Annotated in this window: 21 protein-coding genes; 13 read left to right on the top strand and 8 right to left on the bottom strand. The window is 37.0% G+C overall.

Annotation, left to right across the window (positions count from 1 at the left end):
* The first annotated feature begins 17 nt into the window (after positions 1-17).
* On the top strand, positions 18-2,273 hold the full coding sequence (gene clpA, locus B6A32_RS10645; protein WP_085303763.1) for an ATP-dependent Clp protease ATP-binding subunit ClpA: 2,256 nt from the start codon (positions 18-20) through the stop codon (positions 2,271-2,273).
* 216 nt (positions 2,274-2,489) lie between these two features.
* Here clpA and infA read toward each other — a convergent pair whose 3' ends face one another.
* From infA to ald, 6 genes are all read right to left on the bottom strand, one after another.
* On the bottom strand, positions 2,490-2,708 hold the full coding sequence (gene infA, locus B6A32_RS10640) for a translation initiation factor IF-1 (RefSeq protein ID WP_011043571.1): 219 nt from the start codon (positions 2,706-2,708) through the stop codon (positions 2,490-2,492).
* 84 nt (positions 2,709-2,792) lie between these two features.
* On the bottom strand, positions 2,793-3,494 hold the full coding sequence (locus tag B6A32_RS10635; RefSeq protein WP_085303761.1) for an arginyltransferase: 702 nt from the start codon (positions 3,492-3,494) through the stop codon (positions 2,793-2,795).
* Between the two features lie 71 nt (positions 3,495-3,565).
* The gene (locus B6A32_RS10630) at positions 3,566-4,669 is read right to left on the bottom strand and encodes a tetratricopeptide repeat protein (protein ID WP_085303759.1); all 1,104 of its coding nucleotides are present in this window, start codon (positions 4,667-4,669) and stop codon (positions 3,566-3,568) included.
* 195 nt (positions 4,670-4,864) lie between these two features.
* Complete coding sequence (gene aat, locus B6A32_RS10625) at positions 4,865-5,575, bottom strand: leucyl/phenylalanyl-tRNA--protein transferase (protein WP_085303757.1); 711 nt, start codon at positions 5,573-5,575, stop codon at positions 4,865-4,867.
* Between the two features lie 3 nt (positions 5,576-5,578).
* Positions 5,579-6,538, bottom strand: a complete 960-nt coding sequence (gene trxB, locus B6A32_RS10620) for a thioredoxin-disulfide reductase (protein ID WP_085303755.1) — start codon at positions 6,536-6,538, stop codon at positions 5,579-5,581.
* 225 nt (positions 6,539-6,763) lie between these two features.
* Complete coding sequence (gene ald, locus B6A32_RS10615; protein ID WP_085303753.1) at positions 6,764-7,885, bottom strand: alanine dehydrogenase; 1,122 nt, start codon at positions 7,883-7,885, stop codon at positions 6,764-6,766.
* Positions 7,886-8,008: 123 nt separating this feature from the next.
* Between ald and lrp the strand changes: the two genes are divergently transcribed.
* The 7 genes from lrp to B6A32_RS10580 all read left to right on the top strand — a co-directional run bounded on the left by lrp (position 8,009) and on the right by B6A32_RS10580 (position 16,322).
* A complete protein-coding gene (gene lrp, locus B6A32_RS10610) occupies positions 8,009-8,491 on the top strand; it encodes a leucine-responsive transcriptional regulator Lrp (RefSeq protein ID WP_085303751.1) in 483 nt (160 codons plus the stop codon).
* 101 nt (positions 8,492-8,592) lie between these two features.
* Positions 8,593-11,130 carry a DNA translocase FtsK gene (locus tag B6A32_RS10605; protein WP_269844041.1) on the top strand — a complete coding sequence of 846 codons (2,538 nt, stop codon included), beginning with the start codon at positions 8,593-8,595 and terminating at the stop codon, positions 11,128-11,130.
* A gap of 1 nt (position 11,131) precedes the next feature.
* Positions 11,132-11,953 carry an outer membrane lipoprotein chaperone LolA gene (gene lolA, locus B6A32_RS10600; protein WP_085303747.1) on the top strand — a complete coding sequence of 274 codons (822 nt, stop codon included), beginning with the start codon at positions 11,132-11,134 and terminating at the stop codon, positions 11,951-11,953.
* Positions 11,940-13,295 (top strand): replication-associated recombination protein A, encoded by a 1,356-nt coding sequence (locus tag B6A32_RS10595; protein ID WP_085303745.1) that lies wholly within the window; start codon positions 11,940-11,942, stop codon positions 13,293-13,295. The genes lolA and B6A32_RS10595 overlap by 14 nt, the downstream gene beginning before the upstream one ends.
* Positions 13,288-13,689 carry a fluoride efflux transporter CrcB gene (gene crcB, locus B6A32_RS10590; protein WP_085303743.1) on the top strand — a complete coding sequence of 134 codons (402 nt, stop codon included), beginning with the start codon at positions 13,288-13,290 and terminating at the stop codon, positions 13,687-13,689. The genes B6A32_RS10595 and crcB overlap by 8 nt, the downstream gene beginning before the upstream one ends.
* Before the next feature lie 26 nt (positions 13,690-13,715).
* On the top strand, positions 13,716-14,996 hold the full coding sequence (gene serS, locus B6A32_RS10585; RefSeq protein ID WP_085303741.1) for a serine--tRNA ligase: 1,281 nt from the start codon (positions 13,716-13,718) through the stop codon (positions 14,994-14,996).
* Between the two features lie 294 nt (positions 14,997-15,290).
* Positions 15,291-16,322: a PEP-CTERM sorting domain-containing protein gene (locus B6A32_RS10580; protein ID WP_085303739.1), complete on the top strand. Its 1,032-nt coding sequence runs from the start codon at positions 15,291-15,293 to the stop codon at positions 16,320-16,322.
* Positions 16,323-17,100: 778 nt separating this feature from the next.
* Here the strand turns inward: B6A32_RS10580 and B6A32_RS10575 are convergent.
* Complete coding sequence (locus tag B6A32_RS10575; protein ID WP_085303737.1) at positions 17,101-18,081, bottom strand: transposase; 981 nt, start codon at positions 18,079-18,081, stop codon at positions 17,101-17,103.
* A 257-nt stretch (positions 18,082-18,338) separates the two neighbouring features.
* On the bottom strand, positions 18,339-19,139 hold the full coding sequence (locus tag B6A32_RS10570) for a substrate-binding periplasmic protein (protein ID WP_233131384.1): 801 nt from the start codon (positions 19,137-19,139) through the stop codon (positions 18,339-18,341).
* A gap of 399 nt (positions 19,140-19,538) precedes the next feature.
* Here B6A32_RS10570 and B6A32_RS10565 point away from each other — a divergent pair, with 399 nt between their 5' ends.
* The 5 genes from B6A32_RS10565 (at position 19,539) to minE (ending at position 22,095) form a co-directional block, all read left to right on the top strand.
* The gene (locus B6A32_RS10565; RefSeq protein WP_085303732.1) at positions 19,539-19,769 is read left to right on the top strand and encodes a DUF904 domain-containing protein; all 231 of its coding nucleotides are present in this window, start codon (positions 19,539-19,541) and stop codon (positions 19,767-19,769) included.
* Positions 19,769-20,065: a cell division protein ZapA gene (locus B6A32_RS10560; protein WP_085303730.1), complete on the top strand. Its 297-nt coding sequence runs from the start codon at positions 19,769-19,771 to the stop codon at positions 20,063-20,065. Before B6A32_RS10565 ends, B6A32_RS10560 begins: the two co-directional genes overlap by 1 nt.
* A gap of 174 nt (positions 20,066-20,239) precedes the next feature.
* Positions 20,240-20,974 (top strand): septum site-determining protein MinC, encoded by a 735-nt coding sequence (minC, locus tag B6A32_RS10555; protein ID WP_085303728.1) that lies wholly within the window; start codon positions 20,240-20,242, stop codon positions 20,972-20,974.
* 34 nt (positions 20,975-21,008) lie between these two features.
* A complete protein-coding gene (minD, locus tag B6A32_RS10550; RefSeq protein ID WP_085303726.1) occupies positions 21,009-21,818 on the top strand; it encodes a septum site-determining protein MinD in 810 nt (269 codons plus the stop codon).
* A gap of 1 nt (position 21,819) precedes the next feature.
* Positions 21,820-22,095: a cell division topological specificity factor MinE gene (gene minE / locus B6A32_RS10545; protein ID WP_085303724.1), complete on the top strand. Its 276-nt coding sequence runs from the start codon at positions 21,820-21,822 to the stop codon at positions 22,093-22,095.
* Positions 22,096-22,301 lie beyond the last annotated feature (206 nt).

Here is a 22,301-nt window from a genome sequence, read left to right as displayed (position 1 = left end):
TTTAATGGGAGCAACCTATGCTGAATAAAGATTTAGAAGTATCGTTAAATATGGCTTTTCGTCAGGCTAAAGAGTCTCGCCATGAATTTATGACGGTTGAACACTTATTGTTGGCATTGTTAGACAATCCTTCATCTATTGATGCTTTAAAAGCATGCGGCGCGGATATCGAAAATTTAAAAAAAGAGTTATTAGCATTTATTGCTGATACAACCCCAGTTATTCCTGCTGGAGAAGCTGAACGTGAAACTCAACCAACGCTTGGTTTTCAACGAGTTTTACAGCGTGCTGTTTTTCATGTGCAATCGTCAGGTAAAAGTGAAGTAAATGGGGCAAATGTACTTGTAGCAATATTTAGTGAGCAAGAATCTCAAGCAGCTTATTTCCTTAAAAAATCTGACATTACCCGTTTAGATATTGTTAATTTTATCTCTCATGGTATCGCAAAGGTTGAACAAGAAGGGATAAATAGTGGTGAGTCTCAAGCTCCTGCTGGTGAAGAAGAACCACGTACTATTGATAATTTCTCTACAAACCTAAACGAATTAGCCTTAAAGGGGAATATAGATCCGCTAGTGGGGCGCGATAATGAATTAGAACGAACCTTACAAGTGTTGAGTCGCCGCAGAAAAAATAATCCTTTATTTGTCGGTGAAGCAGGCGTTGGTAAAACGGCTATAGCTGAAGGCTTAGCAAACTTACTTGTTTCAGATAAAGCACCTGAGTTTCTAAAAGATGCGACTATATACTCTTTAGATATGGGCGCATTGTTGGCTGGCACTAAATACCGCGGTGATTTTGAAAAACGCTTTAAAGCGTTGTTAAAAGAACTTGAACAAGACGGCAATGCAATTCTCTTTATTGATGAAATTCATACTATTATAGGCGCTGGTGCTGCCTCTGGCGGTATGCTTGATGCCTCAAACTTAATCAAACCGTTACTGTCATCAGGAAAGCTTCGATGCATGGGGTCAACAACGTATCAAGAATACCAAAGTATATTCGAAAAAGATCGTGCCTTAGCTCGTCGTTTCCAAAAAATTGATGTTGTTGAACCTAGTGTTGACGATACAACAAAAATTTTACATGGCTTAAAAGAAAAGTACGAAAGCCATCATGGCGTTAAATACTCTAATAATGCCTTGAGAGCTGCCGCGCAACTCTCTGCAAAATATATTAACGATAGATTTTTACCTGACAAAGCTATTGATGTAATTGATGAGGCGGGTGCTCGTCAGCAATTAGTGCCGGTATCCAAACGTAAAAAAACCATCAATAATACCGATATCGAGAATATCGTCGCTAAAATGGCACGTATCCCTGAAAAGTCGGTATCTTCTACAGAAGTCGATAGTTTAAAAACGCTTGACCGTAATTTAAAATTGGTTGTTTTTGGCCAAGATCATGCAATTGATGAGTTATCTTCTGTTATTCGTTTATCTCGAGCGGGCTTAGGTAATGAACACAAACCAATAGGCTCTTTTATATTTGCTGGTCCAACAGGCGTTGGTAAAACAGAGGTTACTCAACAACTCGCAAAAGTCTTAGGTGTAGAGTTACTGCGTTATGATATGTCTGAGTATATGGAAAAACATGCCGTTAGTCGTTTAATCGGTGCTCCTCCAGGTTACGTGGGTTATGAACAAGGTGGCTTATTAACAGATGCAGTGATTAAAAACCCGCATGCTGTTGTGTTGTTAGACGAAATAGAAAAAGCACATGAAGACGTTTACAACATTCTACTACAAGTGATGGATCACGGTACGTTAACTGATAATAACGGCCGTAAAGCTGATTTTAGAAATATTATTTTAGTGTTAACAACTAATGCGGGTGTTGCGCATACTGTTAAGCAATCTATTGGCTTTAAACAGCAAGATAATACTCTTGACGCTATGGAAGAAATAAACAAAGTATTTTCACCTGAGTTTCGAAATCGCTTAGATAATATTGTTTGGTTTAACCATTTGGGTGATGAGGTTATTCAACAAGTTGTAGATAAATTTATTGTTGAGCTGCAAGTCCAACTTGACGAGAAGGGTGTATCGTTAGAAGTCACCAAAGATGCTAAAAAATGGATGGCTAATAAGGGTTACGATAAAGCTATGGGTGCACGTCCAATGGCAAGATTGATTCAAGAGCATTTGAAAAAACCATTAGCTAATGAACTCTTGTTTGGTGAGTTAACGCAAGGTGGAGTAGCAAAGGTTGCGGTTAAGAAAGACAAACTCGTTATTAACTATGAATCGAAGAAAGAGTTAGTCGAACACTAATGTTTAGCTAAATTTAACACATAAATGTTTAAGAGCATTTATGTGTTTTTTTGATAGCTAATGCTGACAACTTATATTTAACATATCTTTATTTTCAGATATAAAAAAACCGAGCAAGCTCGGTTTTTTGTTTTTAAATTGGCAATAACAAAAATTTTAGTTATAAAAAAACGCTTTGTTAAGCAAAAGCGCTTTTAAAACTAAAACTTGAAATATTTATCTAGCACGGAAGATAATACGACCTTTAGATAAGTCATAAGGTGTTAATTCAACAGTAACTTTGTCGCCAGTTAATATACGAATGTAGTTTTTGCGCATTTTCCCAGAAATATGAGCAGTAACAACATGGCCATTTTCTAGTTCAACACGGAACATAGTATTTGGCAAAGTATCTAAAACAGTACCTTGCATTTCAATATTTTCTTCTTTCGCCATTGGGCGCCAAACCTCTAAATTAGTGCGTAAATAAAAAGCTGCGCAGATAATGCCGAATTGCGGCGCTAATGTAAAGCTATAGTGTTATTTATTTACCGTTTGCCATTGATTTTCTACTAATATTTGATGTGCTTTATAGCGGTCTTTATAATTCATTTTACTGCATGTTTCTATTTGGTAGCCAAGGTAGAGAAACTGTCGATTCTGTTGAGCAGCGATTTCAATTTGTTTTAGTATCGAATAAACACCTAAACCATAGCTTTTATAGTCGGGATCATAAAAAGTATAAACAGCTGAAAGGGCGTTTGGTATGTCATCGGTTACTGCAACACTGATTAAAACATCATTATGCCAAATTTCGATGTAGCACTGCTCAGTAATATTGTTTTGGGTAAAGCTTTTAAATTGTTCTTCAGAGGCTGGGAACATACTACCGTCTTGATGCACAGTGTTAATATATCGTTCATAAAGCGGATAGTAGCTTGCTTTTACCACCTGACTTAACAAAATTTTAAAATGTTGATTGCGCTTTAGAATACGCTTTTGACTTTTCGATGGAATAAACTCCTGTACTAGAACACGTAAAGATTTACATGCTTGGCAAGCAACACAATGAGGCCGATAAATATCATCACCGCTGCGACGAAAACCTTGTTGCATAAGCCAACCATAATGGTCCCTGTTATGTAGGTTTTCATCAACCGCAATTAACAATCGTTCTTCTTGTTCGGGTAAGTAATTGCAAGGAAAAGGTTTTGTAATGCCAAGTTTATAATTATTATTCATAGATGTTTTTTCTCGCAAACTTTAAAGTAAAACTTAAGGCCTGCATGATATAAATGTTGCATGTTTTAAGATTATTTTGCTGATTTTAACGTTATATATGCTGACTCAAAGTCGCCAAGGCTAAAATACGTTTCAGCTAACATTTGCATTAATTCGATTTTATCTCGTTCCATTTGGTAGGTTTCGGCAAGTGTAATGGTTTCTAATAGTAAGGTTTTACATTCAATAAATGCTTTATTTTGCGCTAATATTTTTGCCATATTTTTACGTACATGTATTTTAACTCTTTCAGATGCACTTAAATCTGCAGCAATAATAGCTTCATTCAGGTATTTATTGGCCTCTTTTATGTTCCCAAGATTATTTTGATACTCTGACAACCTAGACAATGAAAATGCTTGATTGAGCTTGTTTTTATCTTTTAATGCTTGTCGGTAAGACTTTAACATCCATACACTGGCATCTTGCCAGTTTTCTATTGCTTGATAAATTCTAGCAAGGTTATAATAACCAATAGATAAGTAATGTGGGGTATCTATTTTTTCATATATTATATTTGCTTGATGTTGATATTTCAGTGCAACTTTTATGTTGCCTAGCCTTTTATTTACAGCACTAAACCTTTCTAAAATAATGGCTTTATCAAAAACATTGGGCATTAATTCTAAATATTTTATGGCGAGGGCTAAATCTTTTATCGCTTGATCGTTATTTCCCAATAAATTATTTGCATAAGCTCTCTCTACCAGTGCCGAAATTTTGTAAGTCGATAAGTTATATTGCTCGGTTTTAATTACTGCCATATTAGCGGTTGCATAGAACTCATTAAACTGTCCGCGTTGAAAATAACCTCTGGATTGACTAATAAGTACTCTTGCATGCCAGGTATCAGTTAATAAACCGGTTGCTAAAGCTGCTCTCGAATATTTTAGAATATGTTCTGGTTGGTCAATAAAGTAAGCGACTTCTGATTGCAGTACCATCAATATCGCTTTTAAATTTACGTTGAGCTCAGGGTCAACTAATAAAGACTCTATTTCATAAAATACAGCTTTTGGATTTATAGAAATTTGGTGGTTAAGTTTTTGTTCAATATTACTAATATTGTATGAAAGCGCATAATTTGAATAGAGTGTAATGACTATTATCATTAACCAAGTTGTATTTTTACGCAAACTTTCACCATAACGAAGCAATTAAATATCAATTATCATTATTAGCAAATTTCAACAATTATGCCTACTTATAAATTCAATATTTGGCTAGCGCTATTATTACTAGCGTAATTTTTATATTGTATAAATTGATTATTTTATTGGTATGTTAATGTCTTGGAACTGAATACTAGTAAGCTATTTAGCTTTTATCTGTTAGATATAAGCAAGGGTTTTTGTTTGCCAAAAATTTATCGGTGGAATTATTTTTTTTGCAGTACTTTGGTATTGCAAAAACTGCTCTCTTGTAACTTCAATGCAACCCATGTTAGCTAAAAAAGGGTTCAACATTTGGCAATCTATAAATTCAACATTAATTGATTTAAGTAATTCAGCTAAATATACAAGTGCTATTTTTGACGCATTACTTTGTCGGTAAAACATAGATTCACCAGAGAAATAACCATTAACGGCTACGCCATATAATCCGCCAACTAATTGCTCGTTATGCCATACTTCAATCGAGTGTGCTTTACCTTGTTTATGCAATAACTTATAAGCCGCTATCATAGGGTCAACAATCCAAGTCTCTTCTTGACGAAAGGGGGCATCAGCACATAGTGCAATAACTTGATTAAAGTCTTTATTTATTGTGACGGTAAAAGTGTTTCTTTTAATTACTTTCTTTAAGGTTTTATTAATAACAAGTTGTGAAATGTTGATAATGCCACGTGGATCAGGACTCCACCACATAACGGGCTCACCATCACTAAACCAGGGAAATATACCATTTTGGTAGGCTTGATAAACTCGTTCAGCAGATAGGTCATCACCGAAAGCGAGTAAGCCGTTGGGCTCGTTTAAAGCGGTAGATAAATCGGGGAAAGTCGAGCTATTCGAAGTTATCCAAGGAATAGCTCGAGTCATTGCTTAGTGACTACCTTTGGCGTCTAAATAACGCTCTGCATCAAGTGCAGCCATACAACCGGCACCTGCAGATGTAATTGCTTGACGGTAAATATGGTCGGCAACATCACCAGCAGCATAAATGCCTTCAACACTCGTTTGTGTTGCATTGCCATTTGTACCGCTTTGAATAGTTAAGTAACCATCTTTCATATCAAGTTGGCCTTTGAATATATCAGTGTTTGGCTTATGACCAATGGCAATAAACACACCCATGACATCAAATTCTTCCGTGGCATCAGAGTTCATGTCTTTAACACGTACGCCAGTAACACCCATGTTATCGCCTAGTACTTCGTCTAATGTACGGTCTAGGTGTAAAACGATATTACCGTTAGCCACTTTATCCATTAAGCGTTTAGTCAATATTTTTTCTGAACGGAAAGTATCACGACGGTGAATTAAATGAACTTCAGAAGCTATGTTAGATAAATAAAGCGCTTCTTCAACTGCGGTATTACCGCCACCAACAACAGCGACTTTTTGATTTTTATAGAAAAAACCGTCACAAGTTGCACAAGCCGAAACACCTTTACCCATAAAGGCTTCTTCAGAAGGTAAACCAAGATACATCGCAGATGCACCAGTACAAATAATAAGTGCATCACAGGTGTATAACCCTGAATCACCTTTAAGTTTGTAAGGTTTTTCACTAAAATCTACTTCATTGATATGATCAAATATAATTTCAGTATCAAACTTTTCAGCATGTTTTTGCATGCGATCCATTAGTGCAGGTCCAGTAAGGTCATCTGCATCACCTGGCCAGTTTTCTACTTCAGTGGTTGTGGTTAATTGACCACCTTGTTGTAAACCTGTGATCATCACAGGTTTTAAATTAGCACGTGCTGCATATACTGCGGCGGTATAGCCTGCAGGGCCTGAACCCAATATGAGTAACGGGCAATGTCTTGCTTCGCTCATGAACTACTCCAAAATAAATATGTTAATGTCTTAATAGTTGGGATTCTAAGTGATTATCTCAAGAGAGCAACAAAGAAATAATTATAAATAATAATTTATTTCACAAATCTGCAAGGCTATTTTTACAAATCTACCTTTTGCTTTGTATTTTTCTGTTAAGTTAAACGCTTAATAAACACAAAAGCCGCTTAATATAAGCGGCTTTAAAACTTTTATTGTTACAAATTACAGAGTCGCTATTGCTACTTCTGGTGCAACGTATTCATAACCAAGTACATCAGCAACTGGTTTGTAAGTTATTTTACCGCCTAATACATTCAAACCGGCCATTAAGTGCGCGTCGTCAAGCAATGCTTGCTTAGCACCTTTGTTGGCTAGTGTAACTGTAAATGGCATAGTCGCGTTGGTTAATGCCATTGTAGATGTTCTTGCAACACCACCTGGCATATTAGCTACACAGTAATGCACAACATCATCCACTACGTAAGTAGGCTCTTGATGCGTAGTTGCTTTAGATGTTTCAAAACAGCCGCCTTGGTCAATCGCAACATCAACAATAACAGCGCCTTTTTTCATCATTTTAATATGTTGAGCTGTTACTAATTTAGGTGCAGCTGCACCTGGAATTAATACTGCACCAATCACTAAGTCAGCTTCAACAATAAGTTGGTCCATAGCATCAGCAGTTGAATATACTGTTTTAAGACGACCATCAAACTCTGTGTCTAACTGGCGCAAACGCGGTAATGAACGATCTAAAATAGTAACATCAGCGCCCATTCCAACAGCCATACGTGCTGCTTGAGTACCAACAACACCACCACCAACAATAAGAACTTTTGCAGGGGCAACACCTGGAACACCACCGAGTAAAGCACCTAAACCGCCTTGAGCTTTCTCAAGTGCATGTGCACCTGCTTGAATTGACATACGACCAGCAACTTCAGACATAGGTGCTAAAAGTGGTAAACCGCCACCATTTTGTGTAACCGTTTCGTACGCAATACAAGTTGCGCCAGAAGCGATAAGCAGTTCGGTTTGCTTTGGATCTGGCGCTAAATGTAAGTAAGTAAAAAGTACTTGGCCAGGGCGAAGCATTTTACATTCATTTGGTTGAGGCTCTTTCACTTTGATGATCATATCCGCAGTAGCAAAAATTTCTGCTGCTGTATCGATAATTTTTGCACCGGCTGTAATGTATTGCTCATTTTCGAAGCCGATTGCTGCACCACCATTGTTTTCAACGATAACGTCATGGCCATTAACAACTAGTTCTTTAACGCCTGCAGGAGTTAAGCCAATACGGTACTCGTGGTTTTTTATTTCTTTAGGTACACCGATAATCATAGTTTCTATCTCTGTTGTAAAATATGGCACTAGTATAGTGGCTTTATCTCGAATTAACGTGTCGTTATTTATACAATGTTAGGATATAATCCTGTAAATAAGTATTTTACTAGTGGATTATGTATGAATTCTTCGGTGGCAAAAAAAATAGATAGAATTGATAAAAATATCTTGTTTGAGTTACAAAAAAATGGACGTTTATCTAATATTGAACTTTCAAAAAGAGTCGGCTTAAGTGCTACTCCTTGCCTTGAAAGGGTAAAACGTTTAGAAAACGACAAATTTATTGTAGGTTATCAAGCTATTTTAAACCCCAAAAAATTAGATGCTGCATTATTGGTTATTGTTGAAATTACCTTAACGAAAACCAGCCCTGATGTGTTTGACGACTTTTCTAAAGCAGTGCACGAATTAGACGTTATTCAAGAGTGCCATTTAGTGTCAGGTAATTTTGATTTTTTACTTAAAACCCGTGTTGCAGATATGGCCGCTTATCGTGAATTACTCGGTGATACTTTATTAAGATTACCAGCAGTCAGTGAAAGTAGAACTTATGTTGTTATGGAAGAAGTGAAATCTTCAAATAATTTACCTATAAAGCGCTAAAAAGCTTTATTCACAGTAAATATTCGGTATTACGTTTTATTCATCGCTAATGTTTGGTATTTTAGCACTATTATAATGATAATTTTCAGAAGAGTGTGCTCTTGTCTTCTCCATCTCCAAAGTTAAATGGCGTTCAACGCCTGCTTGAAGCCGGACTTTTAGTGTCTTGCGTTTTTGCTATGTTTATCATGCTAGCATTATTTAGTTTCGATCCCGCAGATCCCGGTTGGTCTCAAACTGGCTATCAAAACCCTGTTCGCAATTTAGGCGGCGCGGTTGGTGCTTATTTATCAGACTTATTGTTAAATTTATTTGGCTTAATTGCATATAGTTTACCTTTTGTTATCGCAATAACAGGTTGGCTATTATTTCAAAAATATCATCAATTAATCCGTTTAGATTATTTAACTTTAGGCTTAAAGTTTATTGGCTTTATTTTGTTTTATATTGGCATAACCTCAATAGCTAGCATGAACTTTGACGACGTATTTTATTTTTCTGCCGGTGGTATTTTAGGTGATGTATTAAGCAATTCTCTTATTCCATATTTTTCATTTGTTGGTAGCACATTATTATTTGTGACATTTTGTGGTTCAGGTTTTGTTTTATTAACCGGCATTTCGTTGCTTAAAGCTATTGATAAAGTAGGGGAGTTAACCATTAATGCTATTGAATATAGCTTAACTATACCTTCTTTAATTAAACATCATTTAGATACCAGTCCTGAGAAACCTTCAGACAAAGCTTCAGCCTTAAATACTGAACAAACCGATGACATATCCAATAGCGATAATAAAGCAGCAATAAACGATAATTCCACTGATCATTACATCGCTTTTGAAAAAGAGTCTGATGAAATTAAAGAGGCAATGGAAGCCATCAGCGATACGCAACATGAAAGTTTGATCGCAAAAAGTAAAGATGACAGTGCTTATAATTATCGAGAAAATGAACCTTACGTTGATATAGACGAATTAATGGGTGAACCGCTTGCTATGAATGTGCAAGAGCATGTTAGTGATGATGAAATTGCTGCAGCTTTTGAGCCAGTCGAAAAAATTGTCATAGAAGAGCCAACAACATTACATGACAAAATTTATCAACAACTAGAAAAAGATAAACCCGATGAGCCTAACTATACTGATATGCCATCTTTAGATTTATTAGACCGCAAAGACAAAGTAGAAAATCCAATAGATCAAGAACAACTCGATATGGTTTCTCGCTTAGTTGAAGCTAAACTATTGGAGTTTGGCATAAAGGCTGAAGTTGTTGGTGTATTCCCTGGTCCAGTAATTACTCGCTTTGAACTAAACTTAGCACCAGGTGTTAAAGCGAGCAAAATAACCAATCTATCTAAAGATTTAGCACGTTCTTTATCTGCTAAAAGTGTCAGGGTTGTTGAAGTTATTGAAGGTAAATCCGTTATTGGGATTGAATTACCTAACAAACACCGAGAAACAGTATTTTTTGCTGATGTAATATCTTGCGAAAAATTTGCCAAGTCTAAATCAAATTTAGCCATGGCCATTGGCAGCGATATTTCAGGTCAACCGGTGATTGCCGACCTAGCTAAAATGCCTCATTTACTTGTAGCGGGTACTACGGGCTCAGGTAAGTCAGTGGCGGTTAATACCATGATTGTCAGTATTTTGTATAAATCTTCTCCTGAAGATGTCCGCATGATAATGATTGATCCTAAACAAGTAGAATTATCGGTTTATGATGGTATACCCCACCTTTTATCTGAAGTTGTAACCGATATGAAAGAAGCGGCTAATGCCTTGCGTTGGTGTGTTGGTGAAATGGAGCGACGTTATCAATTAATGTCAAAGTTAGGCGTTCGTAATTTGAAAGGTTACAATGATAAAGTTGCCGCTGCTATTGAAGCCGGAGAACCTCTTATAGATCCATTATGGCAACCTAGTGACGCATTTACACAAACACCTCCGACATTAGAAAAACTACCTTCGATTGTTATTATTGTTGACGAATTTGCTGACATGATGATGATAGTGGGTAAAAAAGTTGAGGAGCTTATTGCACGTATCGCTCAAAAAGCGCGTGCTGCGGGAATTCATTTGATATTAGCAACTCAACGTCCTTCAGCCGATGTTATTACTGGTTTAATTAAGGCGAATATTCCAACCCGTATGGCGCTTAGAGTGCAGTCACGAATTGAGTCTCGTATTATTCTTGATCAACAAGGTGCAGACCAATTACTTGGTATGGGTGATATGTTTTATTTACCACCTGGTGAAGCGGTGCCTATTCGTGTTCACGGTGCTTTTGTTGATGATCACGAAGTACATGCCGTTGTAAATGACTGGAAATCGCGAGCTGAACCTAATTATATCGAAGAAATACTTTCAGGCGATTCTGAACAAGATATTTTGCTACCTGGTGAACAAGCAGACGCTGACAGTGAAGAAGAAATTGATACCTTATACGACGAAGCCCTAGCCTTTATTACAGAAAGTCGTCGTGTTTCAATTTCTAGTATCCAAAGAAAATTTAGAATTGGTTACAACCGCTCTGCACGTATTGTTGAACAAATGGAATCGCACGGTGTCGTAAGCAGACCAGGTAACAATGGTGCGCGAGAAGTTTTAGCGCCACCACCCGTTAAGGACAATTAATATGCAAAGTAAAAGTAAACTTATAAAAAATGGCGCTGCCATAGCAACTCTGTGCAGTGCTGTACTTTCAGCGTCGAGCTTAGCGCTAAGTCATGATGACTTTGAACTTAAGACCTCACAGGTGATTGAAAATAAAGTTAAAGCGGCTAATAAAATAGACTTACAAAAGTCAGTAACAGCAAATGTCAGTGAAAATCGTGCTGATAATCAAATGCTCGATAAACAAAATAACCAGCATGTTGCTGTTAATGCTATGGAAAAATCAAATACTTATAAAAGTGAATTAATGGCTAAATTAGCTAAGATTGATTTTTTTAGTGCAAGTTTTACTCAAGTTATATTTGACGAAGCAGGTAATGAATTACAGCAAGGTAATGGTCTTATTTCGGTCAGTAAACCTAATTTAGTGCATTGGCAAACTGTTATGCCAGACGAGTCATTAATCGTTTCAGATGGCGAAAATTTATGGTTTTATGATCCTTTTGTTGAGCAAGTTAGTGTTTATACCTTAGAGAGTGCTATTGCCAATACACCCATATTACTTATTACCAGTAATAATGAACAACTTTGGCAAGATTACACCGTAAGTCAATTAACAGACAATCGTTACTTGGTTACCGCAACGAATGAAAATGCGCGTGTTAAAAGTTTAGAGCTCAGTTTTGCTAATGTGGAAAACAGCATTGAACTTTCAAGCTTCAATATTTTAGACGCAACTGGCCAACTCAGTGTAATAACGCTTGAGCAAAGCAATACTAAACCTAAGCAGAGTATATTCCAGTTTACCGTCCCCGAAGGTGTTTATTTAGATGACCAACGCTAATGGCTCACTCGACCTAGAGTTTGCTGAAGATGACCGCTTTAAACCCTTAGCGGCTAAATTGAGGCCGAAATCACTGGCAGAGTATGAAGGCCAAGAGCATATTTTGGCTAAAGGTATGCCATTACCTTTAGCGATTGAACAAGGCAAAGTGCACTCTATTATTTTTTGGGGGCCACCAGGTACCGGCAAAACGACGATTGCTGAAATTATTGCGAACCATGCCAATGCCGATATAGAACGTGTTTCTGCCGTAACTTCAGGTATTAAAGATATTCGCCAAGCGATTGAAAACGCGAAAAATCGCGCGACACATCAGCAACGCCGAACGGTGCTTTTCGTTGATGAAGTGCATCGTTTCAATAAAAGCCAACAAGATGCATTTTTACCGCACATAGAAGACGGCACTATTATATTTATCGGCGCGACCACTGAAAACCCAGCCTTTGAATTAAACCAAGCGATACTTTCACGTGCCCGTGTTTATACCTTAAAAAAATTGAGTGAACAAAACTTAAGTAATGTATTAGCGCGAGCCATTAGTTATCAACAAAAGAGTACTCAGCTTGAAATTGTTATTGATCAAGAAACCAAGAAACAACTTATTGCATTAGCTAACGGCGATGCCCGAAGATTACTCAATTTATTTGAAAACTGTTTAGAAATTACTCAGGTTGAAAACAACCAACAAGTCTTGACTAAAGAGCAATTGATCCAAGTTGCTGGTAATAAAATAGCCCTTTACGATAAAGGCGGCGATGCATTTTACGACCTCATTAGTGCTTTTCATAAATCGGTTAGAGGCTCGGATCCCGATGCTGCACTTTATTGGTATGCCCGTATTCTTACCGGCGGCGGTGATGCACTTTATGTCGCTCGACGCCTACTCGCCATAGCGAGTGAAGATATTGGTAATGCAGACCCACGTGCCATGCAATTAGCGATTAATGCTTGGGATACATTTCAACGAGTTGGCCCCAGCGAAGGGGAGCGAGCAATAGCTCAAGCTACAGTTTATATGGCACTGGCGCCAAAAAGTAATGCAGTTTATATGGCATTTTCTCAAGCAAAGGCTTTAGCAAAAGAAACCAGTGATCTTGATGTGCCATTACATTTGAAAAACTCTACTAGCGCGATTACAAAAGAGCTAGGGCATGGAGATGAATATCGTTATGCGCACAATGAAGTAGGGGGCTTTGCTGCGGGTGAAAATTATTTTCCAGAAGAAATCGCCCAAACCATGCTTTATCAACCTACGGATCGCGGACTTGAAAAACAACTGCGTGAAAAACTCAATTATTTAAACCAGTTAAATCAACAAAGTGACCAACGTCGATATGACTAATACCTTCAGTAACTTCACTTTATACCTATTTGTTGCCTTAGGCGGTGCCTTTGGTGCGAGTCTTAGATTTTATATTTCACAATTAATTCTAAATTGGCTCGGAAAAGGATTCCCTTTTGCGACGTTGGCGGTTAATATTTCCGGATCCCTGATCATGGGAGCACTTTATGGGTTAATTGAACAAGGTGTGATTGAAGTAAGTGTTTATCGAACACTTATTGGTATTGGCTTTTTAGGCGCATTTACCACTTTCTCAACCTTCTCATTAGATACCTTGTTATTAATTCAGCAAGGTGACATATTTAAAGCAACAATAAACATTTTACTTAATGTTGGCTTTTGCATTATTGCAGCAGCATTAGGCATGTATATTGTATCTATTTTTAACAAGTAAATAACAAAGAAAACACGTGACATATCATGCTTGATCCAAAACTACTTAGAACAGACATAGAAAACACCGCAGCTGAACTTGCTAAACGTGGATATACGTTAGATACCGCGCAATTAATTGCATTGGAAGAGCAGCGTAAAACCATTCAAATGAATACGCAAGACTTACAAAATCAGCGTAATACTCGCTCTAAGTCAATAGGACAAGCCAAAGCTCGTGGCGAAGATATTCAGCCTTTGTTGGCTGAAGTGAGTAAACTTGGTGACGAGCTAGAAGCAGCGAAAGAAGAACAAACACAAGTGTTGGCGAAAATCGACCTGATCGCTTCTGCTATTCCAAACTTAATTCATCAGTCAGTACCTGCGGGCGCAAGTGAAGACGACAACGTTGAAATAAAACGTTGGGGTACACCGCGCGAATTTGATTTTGAAGTTAAAGACCATGTTGACGTTGCTACCGCTTTAGACAAAGGTTTAGATTTTGAAAGTGGCGCAAAGCTTGCTGGTACTCGTTTCGCTGTTATGCGTGGCCAAATTGCTAAACTTCACCGGGCATTAGCACAGTTTATGTTAGACGTGCATAGTGAAGAGCATGGCTACCAAGAAATGTATGTACCTTATTTAGTTAACCATGACTCTTTGTACGGTACTGGCCAGTTACCAAAATTTGGTGAAGATTTATTCCATACCGAATTGAACAATAAAAAACTGTCTTTGATCCCAACCGCAGAAGTACCGTTAACGAACTTAGTGCGTGATGAAATTATTGAAGAGCAAGACCTACCGATAAAAATGTGCGCGCATACACCATGTTTTCGTAGTGAAGCAGGTTCTTATGGCAGAGACATTCGTGGCTTAATTCGTCAGCATCAATTCGACAAAGTTGAAATGGTACAAATCGTTAAGCCAGAAGACTCTTTTCAAGCTTTAGAAGACTTAACCGGTCATGCTGAAAAGATTCTAGAAAAACTCGAATTACCATATAGAACTGTAGTGTTATGTACTGGAGACATTGGTTTCAGTGCCACTAAAACCTTTGATATCGAAGTGTGGTTACCCGCGCAAAACACTTACCGTGAAATTTCTTCTTGTTCAAATATGGGCGACTTTCAAGCTCGTAGAATGCAAGCAAGATATCGTAGTAGCGAAACGAATAAGCCAGAGTTAGTTCATACGCTTAACGGTTCAGGTCTTGCGGTTGGTCGCACCTTAGTCGCTGTACTTGAAAACTATCAACAAGCTGATGGTAGCATTAATGTGCCAACGGCTTTACAACCTTATATGAAAGGTTGTACAAACATTAATTAATGTCAGCTTGATTTAGCGTTTTATTAAAATCCAATACATGTATTGGATTTTTTTTCGCCTTGAGAAAAGCTATATACATGTTTTATCGATACTCCTGCATTAAAGTGTCCGATTATTTTACAGCCTTAGAGCCAACGGTAATTTAATTATACTTTGAATTCTTGATGTACATGATTTAATTAGAGTATATTTAATTGGTATGTTTTATGCGTAAAGGCGTTGCTTATTATAATAATTATTAATCTAACTGTTTTTGTTTGACTTTGTTCAACAAGTACTTAAAAGGATTTGCAAATGAAAAATACAGCGTTAAAACTTACAATATTTAGTTTATTTTTATCAGTCAATAGTATCGCCAATGCGGGCTTAGTTACTCAACATACATCTGTCGATACGCATCAAAGAACATGTCCGGGCTTACAGGATCCAAATTATATCAGTAATTGGAAAACCATTGTTGAGTTGTTATACGACAGGGAAGCAACAACACAACTAATGTGTCACTTTAACGGTGGCAATCAGCGAGCCATCTACAATAATGATGGCACAGTTAGGAGTGATTCTCCATTTCCAGATATGCCTGAAGGTGTAGCTTTTACTGATGAGGAAGTTGGTGGGGTGGAAATAATAAGGCAGACAGGTCGTAGCCTAGTCACGATGGGGGATAATGACGGAAAATATTATGCAAATGTTATTTTAGATGAAAACAACCTCGGTTTGCCTCAAATTAAAGTAAAGTCTGATTCAGCTAGTTTCGAACGTAACTCTGTTAATGGTTTTGCTGCAACAGAGTACCTTTGGTCAGGCGAAGGCCAGACTCTTGAATACACCATGGATTTTGATTTTTTCAATTCTGGTGGTACCTGGAATGATCCTGACACAGCAGATTTTCACGATTATATTTTTAGTTTATGGTTTGGCGCAGCAACTGACATGTTGTTTGATAGTAACCAAACGTTTCCACTAGATTATGGTACTGAGCTTGCTTCAGGGTATTTTGGTAGTGTAGGTCAACCAATTATTGCAGCAACAGCGGATAATCCTTATACCAGTTCACTTAGTGTAAGTTTTAATGTTAATACGGGAGACCAGTTTTTTCTTTACGGACAAGTACAGGCTTTTGGCTTAAATGGTGGTTTTGTTGATGCAAGCAATACCGCAACCAGTCGTTTAGCAGTGCAAGGCTTGACGCAAGAGGAGAGCAACGTAATGTTTACCAGCTCCTTAAGTGCAGCACCTTCGACTGCACAGGTACCTGAACCATCCACTATCGCGATGTTTACATTAGCGATTTTTGGTTTAATCTCTCGTAGAGTGAATAGGTAATTAATAAGCGATTAATTTTCCTTATCATAATAAAAAGCATCATGAGCGCATCTGGTGCTTTTTAACCAACTTATGTCTCGTCCCAACTTATCAACTTATTAAGCCACCCATATTCAACTTATTAACAACTTATTAAGCCACCCATAACAATAGCTTATCAAGCCACCCATAATAACTGTATAAAATAACCGAACAAAGAAAGGGAAGATTACTTTTGCTTTAGTAGGACTATTCAGTATGTAACTGAGGGATATGTTGTCTATTTGCAGCAACTTATTAAGCCACCCAAATTAACAACTTATTAAGCCACCCATAATAACTGTATAAAATAACCAAACAAAGAAAGCAAAACTTATTAAGCCACCCATAATAACTATATAAAATAACCGAACATAGCAAAACTTATTAAGCCACCCAACTTATTAAGCCACTCATAATAACTGTATAAAATAACCGAACAAAGAAAGGGAAGATTACTTTTGCTTTAGTAGGGCTACTCAGTAAGTAAATGAGGAGTATGTTGTCTATTTGCAGAGTTTTCTGAGCATCTGCTGAATTTCAGGCAAGCTTTAACTTATTAAGCCACCCATAATAACTGTATAAAATAACCGAACAAAGAAAGGGAAGATTACTTTTGCTTTAGTAGGACTATTCAGTAAGTAAATGAGGAGTATGTTGTCTATTTGCAGAGTTTTCTGAGCATCTGCTGAATTTCAGGCAAGCTTTTAATGTCATCCTCAGAAAACCGTATTTTTTGTTATTGAACTGAGTTAGTTGGCTAAGCGCTATTCAAACAAGCCTGAGCATTGGCGATACCATGAGCTCGCTTTAAACCAACCTGCTCTGTAAATTCACACAAATGCTCTGCAGTACCTACCGCGCCAGTGAACATACCTTCAAAGTTGGTGGTGAGTTTTAACCAGCTCTCATCGCTGATGTGGAGTCTTGATAGTATTTCAGCCGTTTTAGCATTGATAGCGCCGCGTTTATCTTCTCTCATCACGCGCCCAGTTTCATCAACAAGTGTTAAGTAATCTTTTAAGCTAAAAGAAATGCCTGCAGTTTTTTCTTGATGTTCATTGTCAGTGAAAGGTAATAAGGCTTTAGGTTGCTCTCCTTTAATCGCTGCTTTGATACGCAGTTGAATACTGGTAAAGCTTGACTGCTCAGGCGTTGGGGCAATACCGGCACGGACAGGATTTAAATCTACATAAGCCATACAAGACAGTAATGCAGCGTCATCAAGCAGGGCTTGAGATTTAAAACGTCCTTCCCAGAAGTGGCCAGTACACTTATCTTCTTTATTGGCTTGCCTGGCAATAGGCTCATTTAAAGAGCGCATAAACCAACTGATATCGATGAGGCGCTGTTTATACACCTGTACTGTGTCTTCAACCATTTCCAATTCGAACTGCGTTAACGGTTGTTCTTGTTGAAATTTAACAGTGAGGTGGGTACCTTTAAACAACTTATGCCAACGAGTAAGCACCTCTAATGTTGTCCAGTTTTCCACTTGTTCACTTTCAACATGAAGAACGAGGTGTAAGTGATTATTCATCACAGCATGAGCACAAATATCAATGGCAAACACCTGAGCTAATTGAAATATACGCTTTTCAATCCAGCTACGCCTGTGCTCATAACTAACGCCGGTTTCTTTATCAACACCGCATAAAAAGGCCTTGCGAACGGTGCGACTGCAAATATGATAATTCGGCGTGTCTGTTAAACTGATTTGTTGAGAACGAGGTTTAGGCATAATAAACACCACATTTAGAATTGTGAACTAAGTGTAGTTTACTCATAAAAATATGAACAAGTTATTATGGGTGGCTTAATAAGGGGATAATATATTTTGTGTCTAGCATGACTTTGTTGCTAGTTAGATTATTTATGGTATGTGTTATTTTTACTGATGCATGACTTATTAAAATCTAAATGCAAAATAAACTTTAAAATTTACGTTATTGATTAGCTGAAAGAAATTAACTCTAGCTTGAGTACAAATTAAGTGATTTAATTTTTTATCTTTTCCGTACCAGTGTTACCGGTAGTTAAGTAACGATCAAATATTTTCTGGTATTCACCTGACTTCTTTATGCGTAGTAGCTGCGTATTAAATTTGTTTCGTAACGCTTCTGATTTAAATAAAAAACCATTCGGACTTTCACCAAATAGCCCAAAACGGTCAACTTGTTGAGTGGCATTTATTTTGCCATCATTTATTATCTGCACTCGATAGTAATCAAAAATATTCGCATCCATTTGTACAACGTCAAATTTGTCTAAATAAAGCATTTTAACTTGTACTAATTGATCAAAGGTCTCGCTATAACTGTCATGACTATTCACCATTTTCGCGTATGCTTCACCTAAATGAATTGCAGCATCTTGCCACGAAAGTAAACTATGGTTTTTAAGATCTTCTATTTGGGTAAAATTAAATTTATTTTTATGCAAACTAAAAGCAAAATTTTCATAAGCATAAGCATTATCTGAGAAGTAACCTTTTAAATTGTGTTGGTTAATCGTATTCAAATTCATATCAGAAACTGCATCTACATTACCGTATTTATAAGCATGTGTTCGTCGCGCATAAGGCATGTATAACGGTTGAATTTCATATCCTAAGGGGGTAAGTGTGGCTTTTAATATATCGATGATAATTCCTTCATCGGTATCAGCTAAAACCCAAGGTGCTAACTTTTCACCAAAAACTACCGTTAACTTTTCTGCTGCACTCGTCATGCTGAATAAGATTGAGAAAAGCATTAGTACCGATAGACTGACCTTATTCTTCATAGTGATGCTATCCATTTATGGCTATTAACTATGTTGATATTAGCTATTATACTCAATTATCACAAGCTAGATTTTAACGTAATGACTCGCGAATAGATTATATTACCTAGATAGGACAAAAAACTCTTTTGTTGTTACTGTAGCTTTATATGGCTAAACACTACTTAAGGTTAATTAATTGATTTTTATAGCCGAGTTAACAGATTATAAACCGTTACAGCCACTGCTATGTAAAGTTAAATTAACTGTATGTTTTTTGTTATAAATGTTTGTTTTTTATACTCTGTGTGTTCATTTGGCTTGTCGTTAATATTTGTTACATAAATTCAGCTTTAAATCTTGTTAAACAGTAGCATTTTGTCTCAGTTTAGATTAAGTTTGCGCTTTTATTTATACAGTTAACAAGAGCGCCTTATGTTAGAAAATACTCTCCCTCAACTCGAACAACTGATTGAACAGATCATTGAGAAAAATACCTTACTAAAAAGCCAAGTGGCAACTTTAGAGCAGCAAAAGTCATTATTGGCTGATGAAAATGAAATGTTGCAACTCGAAGTACTTGAAAGTGAAGAAAAGCAGAAGCAAACCAGCAATGCTGTAACAAGCATTTTAGACAAATTACAAAGTGTAGAAGAGCTTAGTTAATGTTTGCTGAAGACCCTATCGGTATCAACGTTGAAATTATGGGCAAGCAGCACAAGTTTTCTTGTTCAGCAGAGCAAGCAGAAGATTTTAAGCAGGCTGCGGCTAACCTGGCTGTTATATGTGATGATATCAAGCAACAAAAAGGTATGGCTACCAATGAGCGTACATTATTAGTTGCGTCAATTAATTTAAGTTATTCACTACTTGTAGCAAATAATAAAGTTAATTGTATTCAAGATGGGCAAGCTGCTTTAATTTCGACTTTAAAAAATAGTTTAAGCCAAGTAAATAAGTAAGTTTATTAATAGCTTGGATTAGCAATGTTTCATTTATTAGTATTACCGTTATCGGTTAGTTAAGATAACGGTAATATTGGCAACACTTTGTAAATATTATCAATGTAGATATTATCATTGTAAATAATGAGTGTCTAAACACAGATTGTTGCTTCATTTAGGAATAACTTCATTATGGCTGATGCCAGTATTGAATTTAAAGGGTCAAGTTTTACCCTATCTGTTTTACATCTAAAAACATCCATGTTAGCCCATATTCGTGCTGATTTAACAAAAAAAGTAGCACAAGCCCCTGATTTCTTTCATTTAGTTCCTGTTGTAGTCAGTATTGAACAAGTAGCAGGCTTAATTGATTATCAAGCAGTAAAAGCCTTAATAGAAGAGTTTAATTTTATCTTTGTTGGTTTTACAGGTGCGATTGAAAAAGAACAACGTCAAGTTATTCGCCAACTAGGTTTTTCTTTTGTTAACACTGCTAAGGCTAGCGCTGCTGATAAAAGTACGCTAGTTAAAGATACTGCAGCTAAACAAAGTTCAGCATCACAAACAGGTTCAACAACTCCAGCAACAACTTGTCATTTATATACCGATAAAGTTCATCGAGGGCAAATTCGTTCTGGCCAGCAGCTTTATGCGAAAGAGCAAAACCTTGTCATTATTGGTTCAGTCTCAGCCGGCGCTGAAGTGATCGCCGATGGTAATATACATATCTACGGTTCGCTACGCGGCAGAGCAATTGCAGGTGCTAAAGGTCATCATAAAGCACAAATATATTGCCAAAATCTTGAAGCAGAGTTGGTTTCTATTAATGGCAACTATTGGCTTAGTGAGTCAATGGAAGCGCACTGGGGCTCACCTGTATATATTCATTTGACTGACAGCGAATTAACGTCGTCAAAACTTATTTAACTTTAACATTTAACTTATAAAGGATATTCGGTCTATGGCACGAATAATAGTTGTTACATCAGGAAAGGGCGGTGTGGGTAAAACTACCTCAAGTGCTGCTATTGGCCTTGGCCTTGCGTTGAAGGGTCATAAAGTTGTTTTAATTGATTTTGATATTGGATTACGAAATCTTGACTTAATCATGGGGTGCGAACGTCGTGTTGTTTATGATTTTGTCAATGTTATCAATGGTGAAGCAACATTAAATCAAGCGTTGATTAAAGATAAACGTGTTAGCAGCCTGTCAATATTACCTGCCTCGCAAACACGTGATAAAGATGCATTAAATAAAGAAAATGTGGGTAAAGTGCTTGAAGAGCTAGGTAAAAGCTACGATTTTATTGTCTGTGACTCGCCTGCAGGTATAGAAGCAGGTGCTATGATGGCTCTGTATTACGCTGACGAAGCCATTGTAACTACCAATCCTGAAGTTTCTTCAGTACGTGACTCTGATCGTATTTTAGGTATGTTAGCTAGTCGCTCTCGCCGAGCAGAACTTGGTTTAGAGCCAATAAAAGAACACCTATTACTAACACGTTACTCACCAAAACGTGTAGAAGAAGGTGAGATGCTCAGCGTAGAAGATGTTAAAGATATTCTTTCAATACCTTTACTAGGTGTTATACCTGAATCCCAAGCGGTACTTAAAGCATCAAATGCCGGTGAACCGGTAATTTTAGATACTGAAAGCGATGCAGGTAAAGCCTACCAGGACGTTATTGAACGTTTACTTGGCGAAGAGGTTGAATTTAGATTTATACAAGCCGAGAAAAAAGGCATTCTTAGTCGTTTATTTGGAGGTTAACATGGCATTGCTTGATTATTTTTTTAAAAAAGAAAAGCAGGTAACAACAGCTTCTAAGGCTAAAGAACGTCTGCAAATTATTGTTGCTCACGAACGTAATAGCCGTAATAAGCAGCCTGATTATTTACCGCAACTCACCGAAGATATTCTGAAGGTTTTACGTAAATATATTAAAGTATCAGATGAAAGTTTCTCGATAAATCTTGATAAAAAAGAAGGCGATTTAAACGTTTTAGAGCTTAATATTGAATTGCATGATGAGCTCAATAAAGATTAAGGCTTATGCAAGCTGGTAACTCACTATTTTTTGTTAGTTTATCTGCTTTAAAAGAAAAGCTTAATTTCGAAATCCTGCTAGCCATCATTCCATCATCAAAGTGTGAAATTGATGATGGCTTTTTATACTCTGAATTTCAGTGAGAAATTTAGGCGTTGAGCTGTTGATAGCTATTATGTTTAATATTTGGCTTTATAGATTTGACT

The organism is Colwellia polaris, from assembly GCF_002104515.1.
Classification (GTDB): domain Bacteria; phylum Pseudomonadota; class Gammaproteobacteria; order Enterobacterales; family Alteromonadaceae; genus Cognaticolwellia; species Cognaticolwellia polaris.
This window is presented reverse-complemented; position numbering and strand designations above follow the sequence as displayed.

What these genes read in the sequence shown, in the direction of transcription:
- clpA (WP_085303763.1), top strand. Translation starts at nt 18, where the DNA reads ATGCTGAATAAAGATTTAGAAGTATCGTTAAATATGGCTTTTCGTCAG.
- infA (WP_011043571.1), bottom strand. Translation starts at nt 2,708, where the DNA reads ATGGCGAAAGAAGAAAATATTGAAATGCAAGGTACTGTTTTAGATACT.
- B6A32_RS10635 (WP_085303761.1), bottom strand. Translation starts at nt 3,494, where the DNA reads ATGAATAATAATTATAAACTTGGCATTACAAAACCTTTTCCTTGCAAT.
- aat (WP_085303757.1), bottom strand. Translation starts at nt 5,575, where the DNA reads ATGACTCGAGCTATTCCTTGGATAACTTCGAATAGCTCGACTTTCCCC.
- trxB (WP_085303755.1), bottom strand. Translation starts at nt 6,538, where the DNA reads ATGAGCGAAGCAAGACATTGCCCGTTACTCATATTGGGTTCAGGCCCT.
- ald (WP_085303753.1), bottom strand. Translation starts at nt 7,885, where the DNA reads ATGATTATCGGTGTACCTAAAGAAATAAAAAACCACGAGTACCGTATT.
- lrp (WP_085303751.1), top strand. Translation starts at nt 8,009, where the DNA reads ATGAATTCTTCGGTGGCAAAAAAAATAGATAGAATTGATAAAAATATC.
- lolA (WP_085303747.1), top strand. Translation starts at nt 11,132, where the DNA reads ATGCAAAGTAAAAGTAAACTTATAAAAAATGGCGCTGCCATAGCAACT.
- B6A32_RS10595 (WP_085303745.1), top strand. Translation starts at nt 11,940, where the DNA reads ATGACCAACGCTAATGGCTCACTCGACCTAGAGTTTGCTGAAGATGAC.
- crcB (WP_085303743.1), top strand. Translation starts at nt 13,288, where the DNA reads ATGACTAATACCTTCAGTAACTTCACTTTATACCTATTTGTTGCCTTA.
- serS (WP_085303741.1), top strand. Translation starts at nt 13,716, where the DNA reads ATGCTTGATCCAAAACTACTTAGAACAGACATAGAAAACACCGCAGCT.
- B6A32_RS10580 (WP_085303739.1), top strand. Translation starts at nt 15,291, where the DNA reads ATGAAAAATACAGCGTTAAAACTTACAATATTTAGTTTATTTTTATCA.
- B6A32_RS10575 (WP_085303737.1), bottom strand. Translation starts at nt 18,081, where the DNA reads ATGCCTAAACCTCGTTCTCAACAAATCAGTTTAACAGACACGCCGAAT.
- B6A32_RS10570 (WP_233131384.1), bottom strand. Translation starts at nt 19,139, where the DNA reads ATGGATAGCATCACTATGAAGAATAAGGTCAGTCTATCGGTACTAATG.
- B6A32_RS10565 (WP_085303732.1), top strand. Translation starts at nt 19,539, where the DNA reads ATGTTAGAAAATACTCTCCCTCAACTCGAACAACTGATTGAACAGATC.
- B6A32_RS10560 (WP_085303730.1), top strand. Translation starts at nt 19,769, where the DNA reads ATGTTTGCTGAAGACCCTATCGGTATCAACGTTGAAATTATGGGCAAG.
- minC (WP_085303728.1), top strand. Translation starts at nt 20,240, where the DNA reads ATGGCTGATGCCAGTATTGAATTTAAAGGGTCAAGTTTTACCCTATCT.
- minD (WP_085303726.1), top strand. Translation starts at nt 21,009, where the DNA reads ATGGCACGAATAATAGTTGTTACATCAGGAAAGGGCGGTGTGGGTAAA.
- minE (WP_085303724.1), top strand. Translation starts at nt 21,820, where the DNA reads ATGGCATTGCTTGATTATTTTTTTAAAAAAGAAAAGCAGGTAACAACA.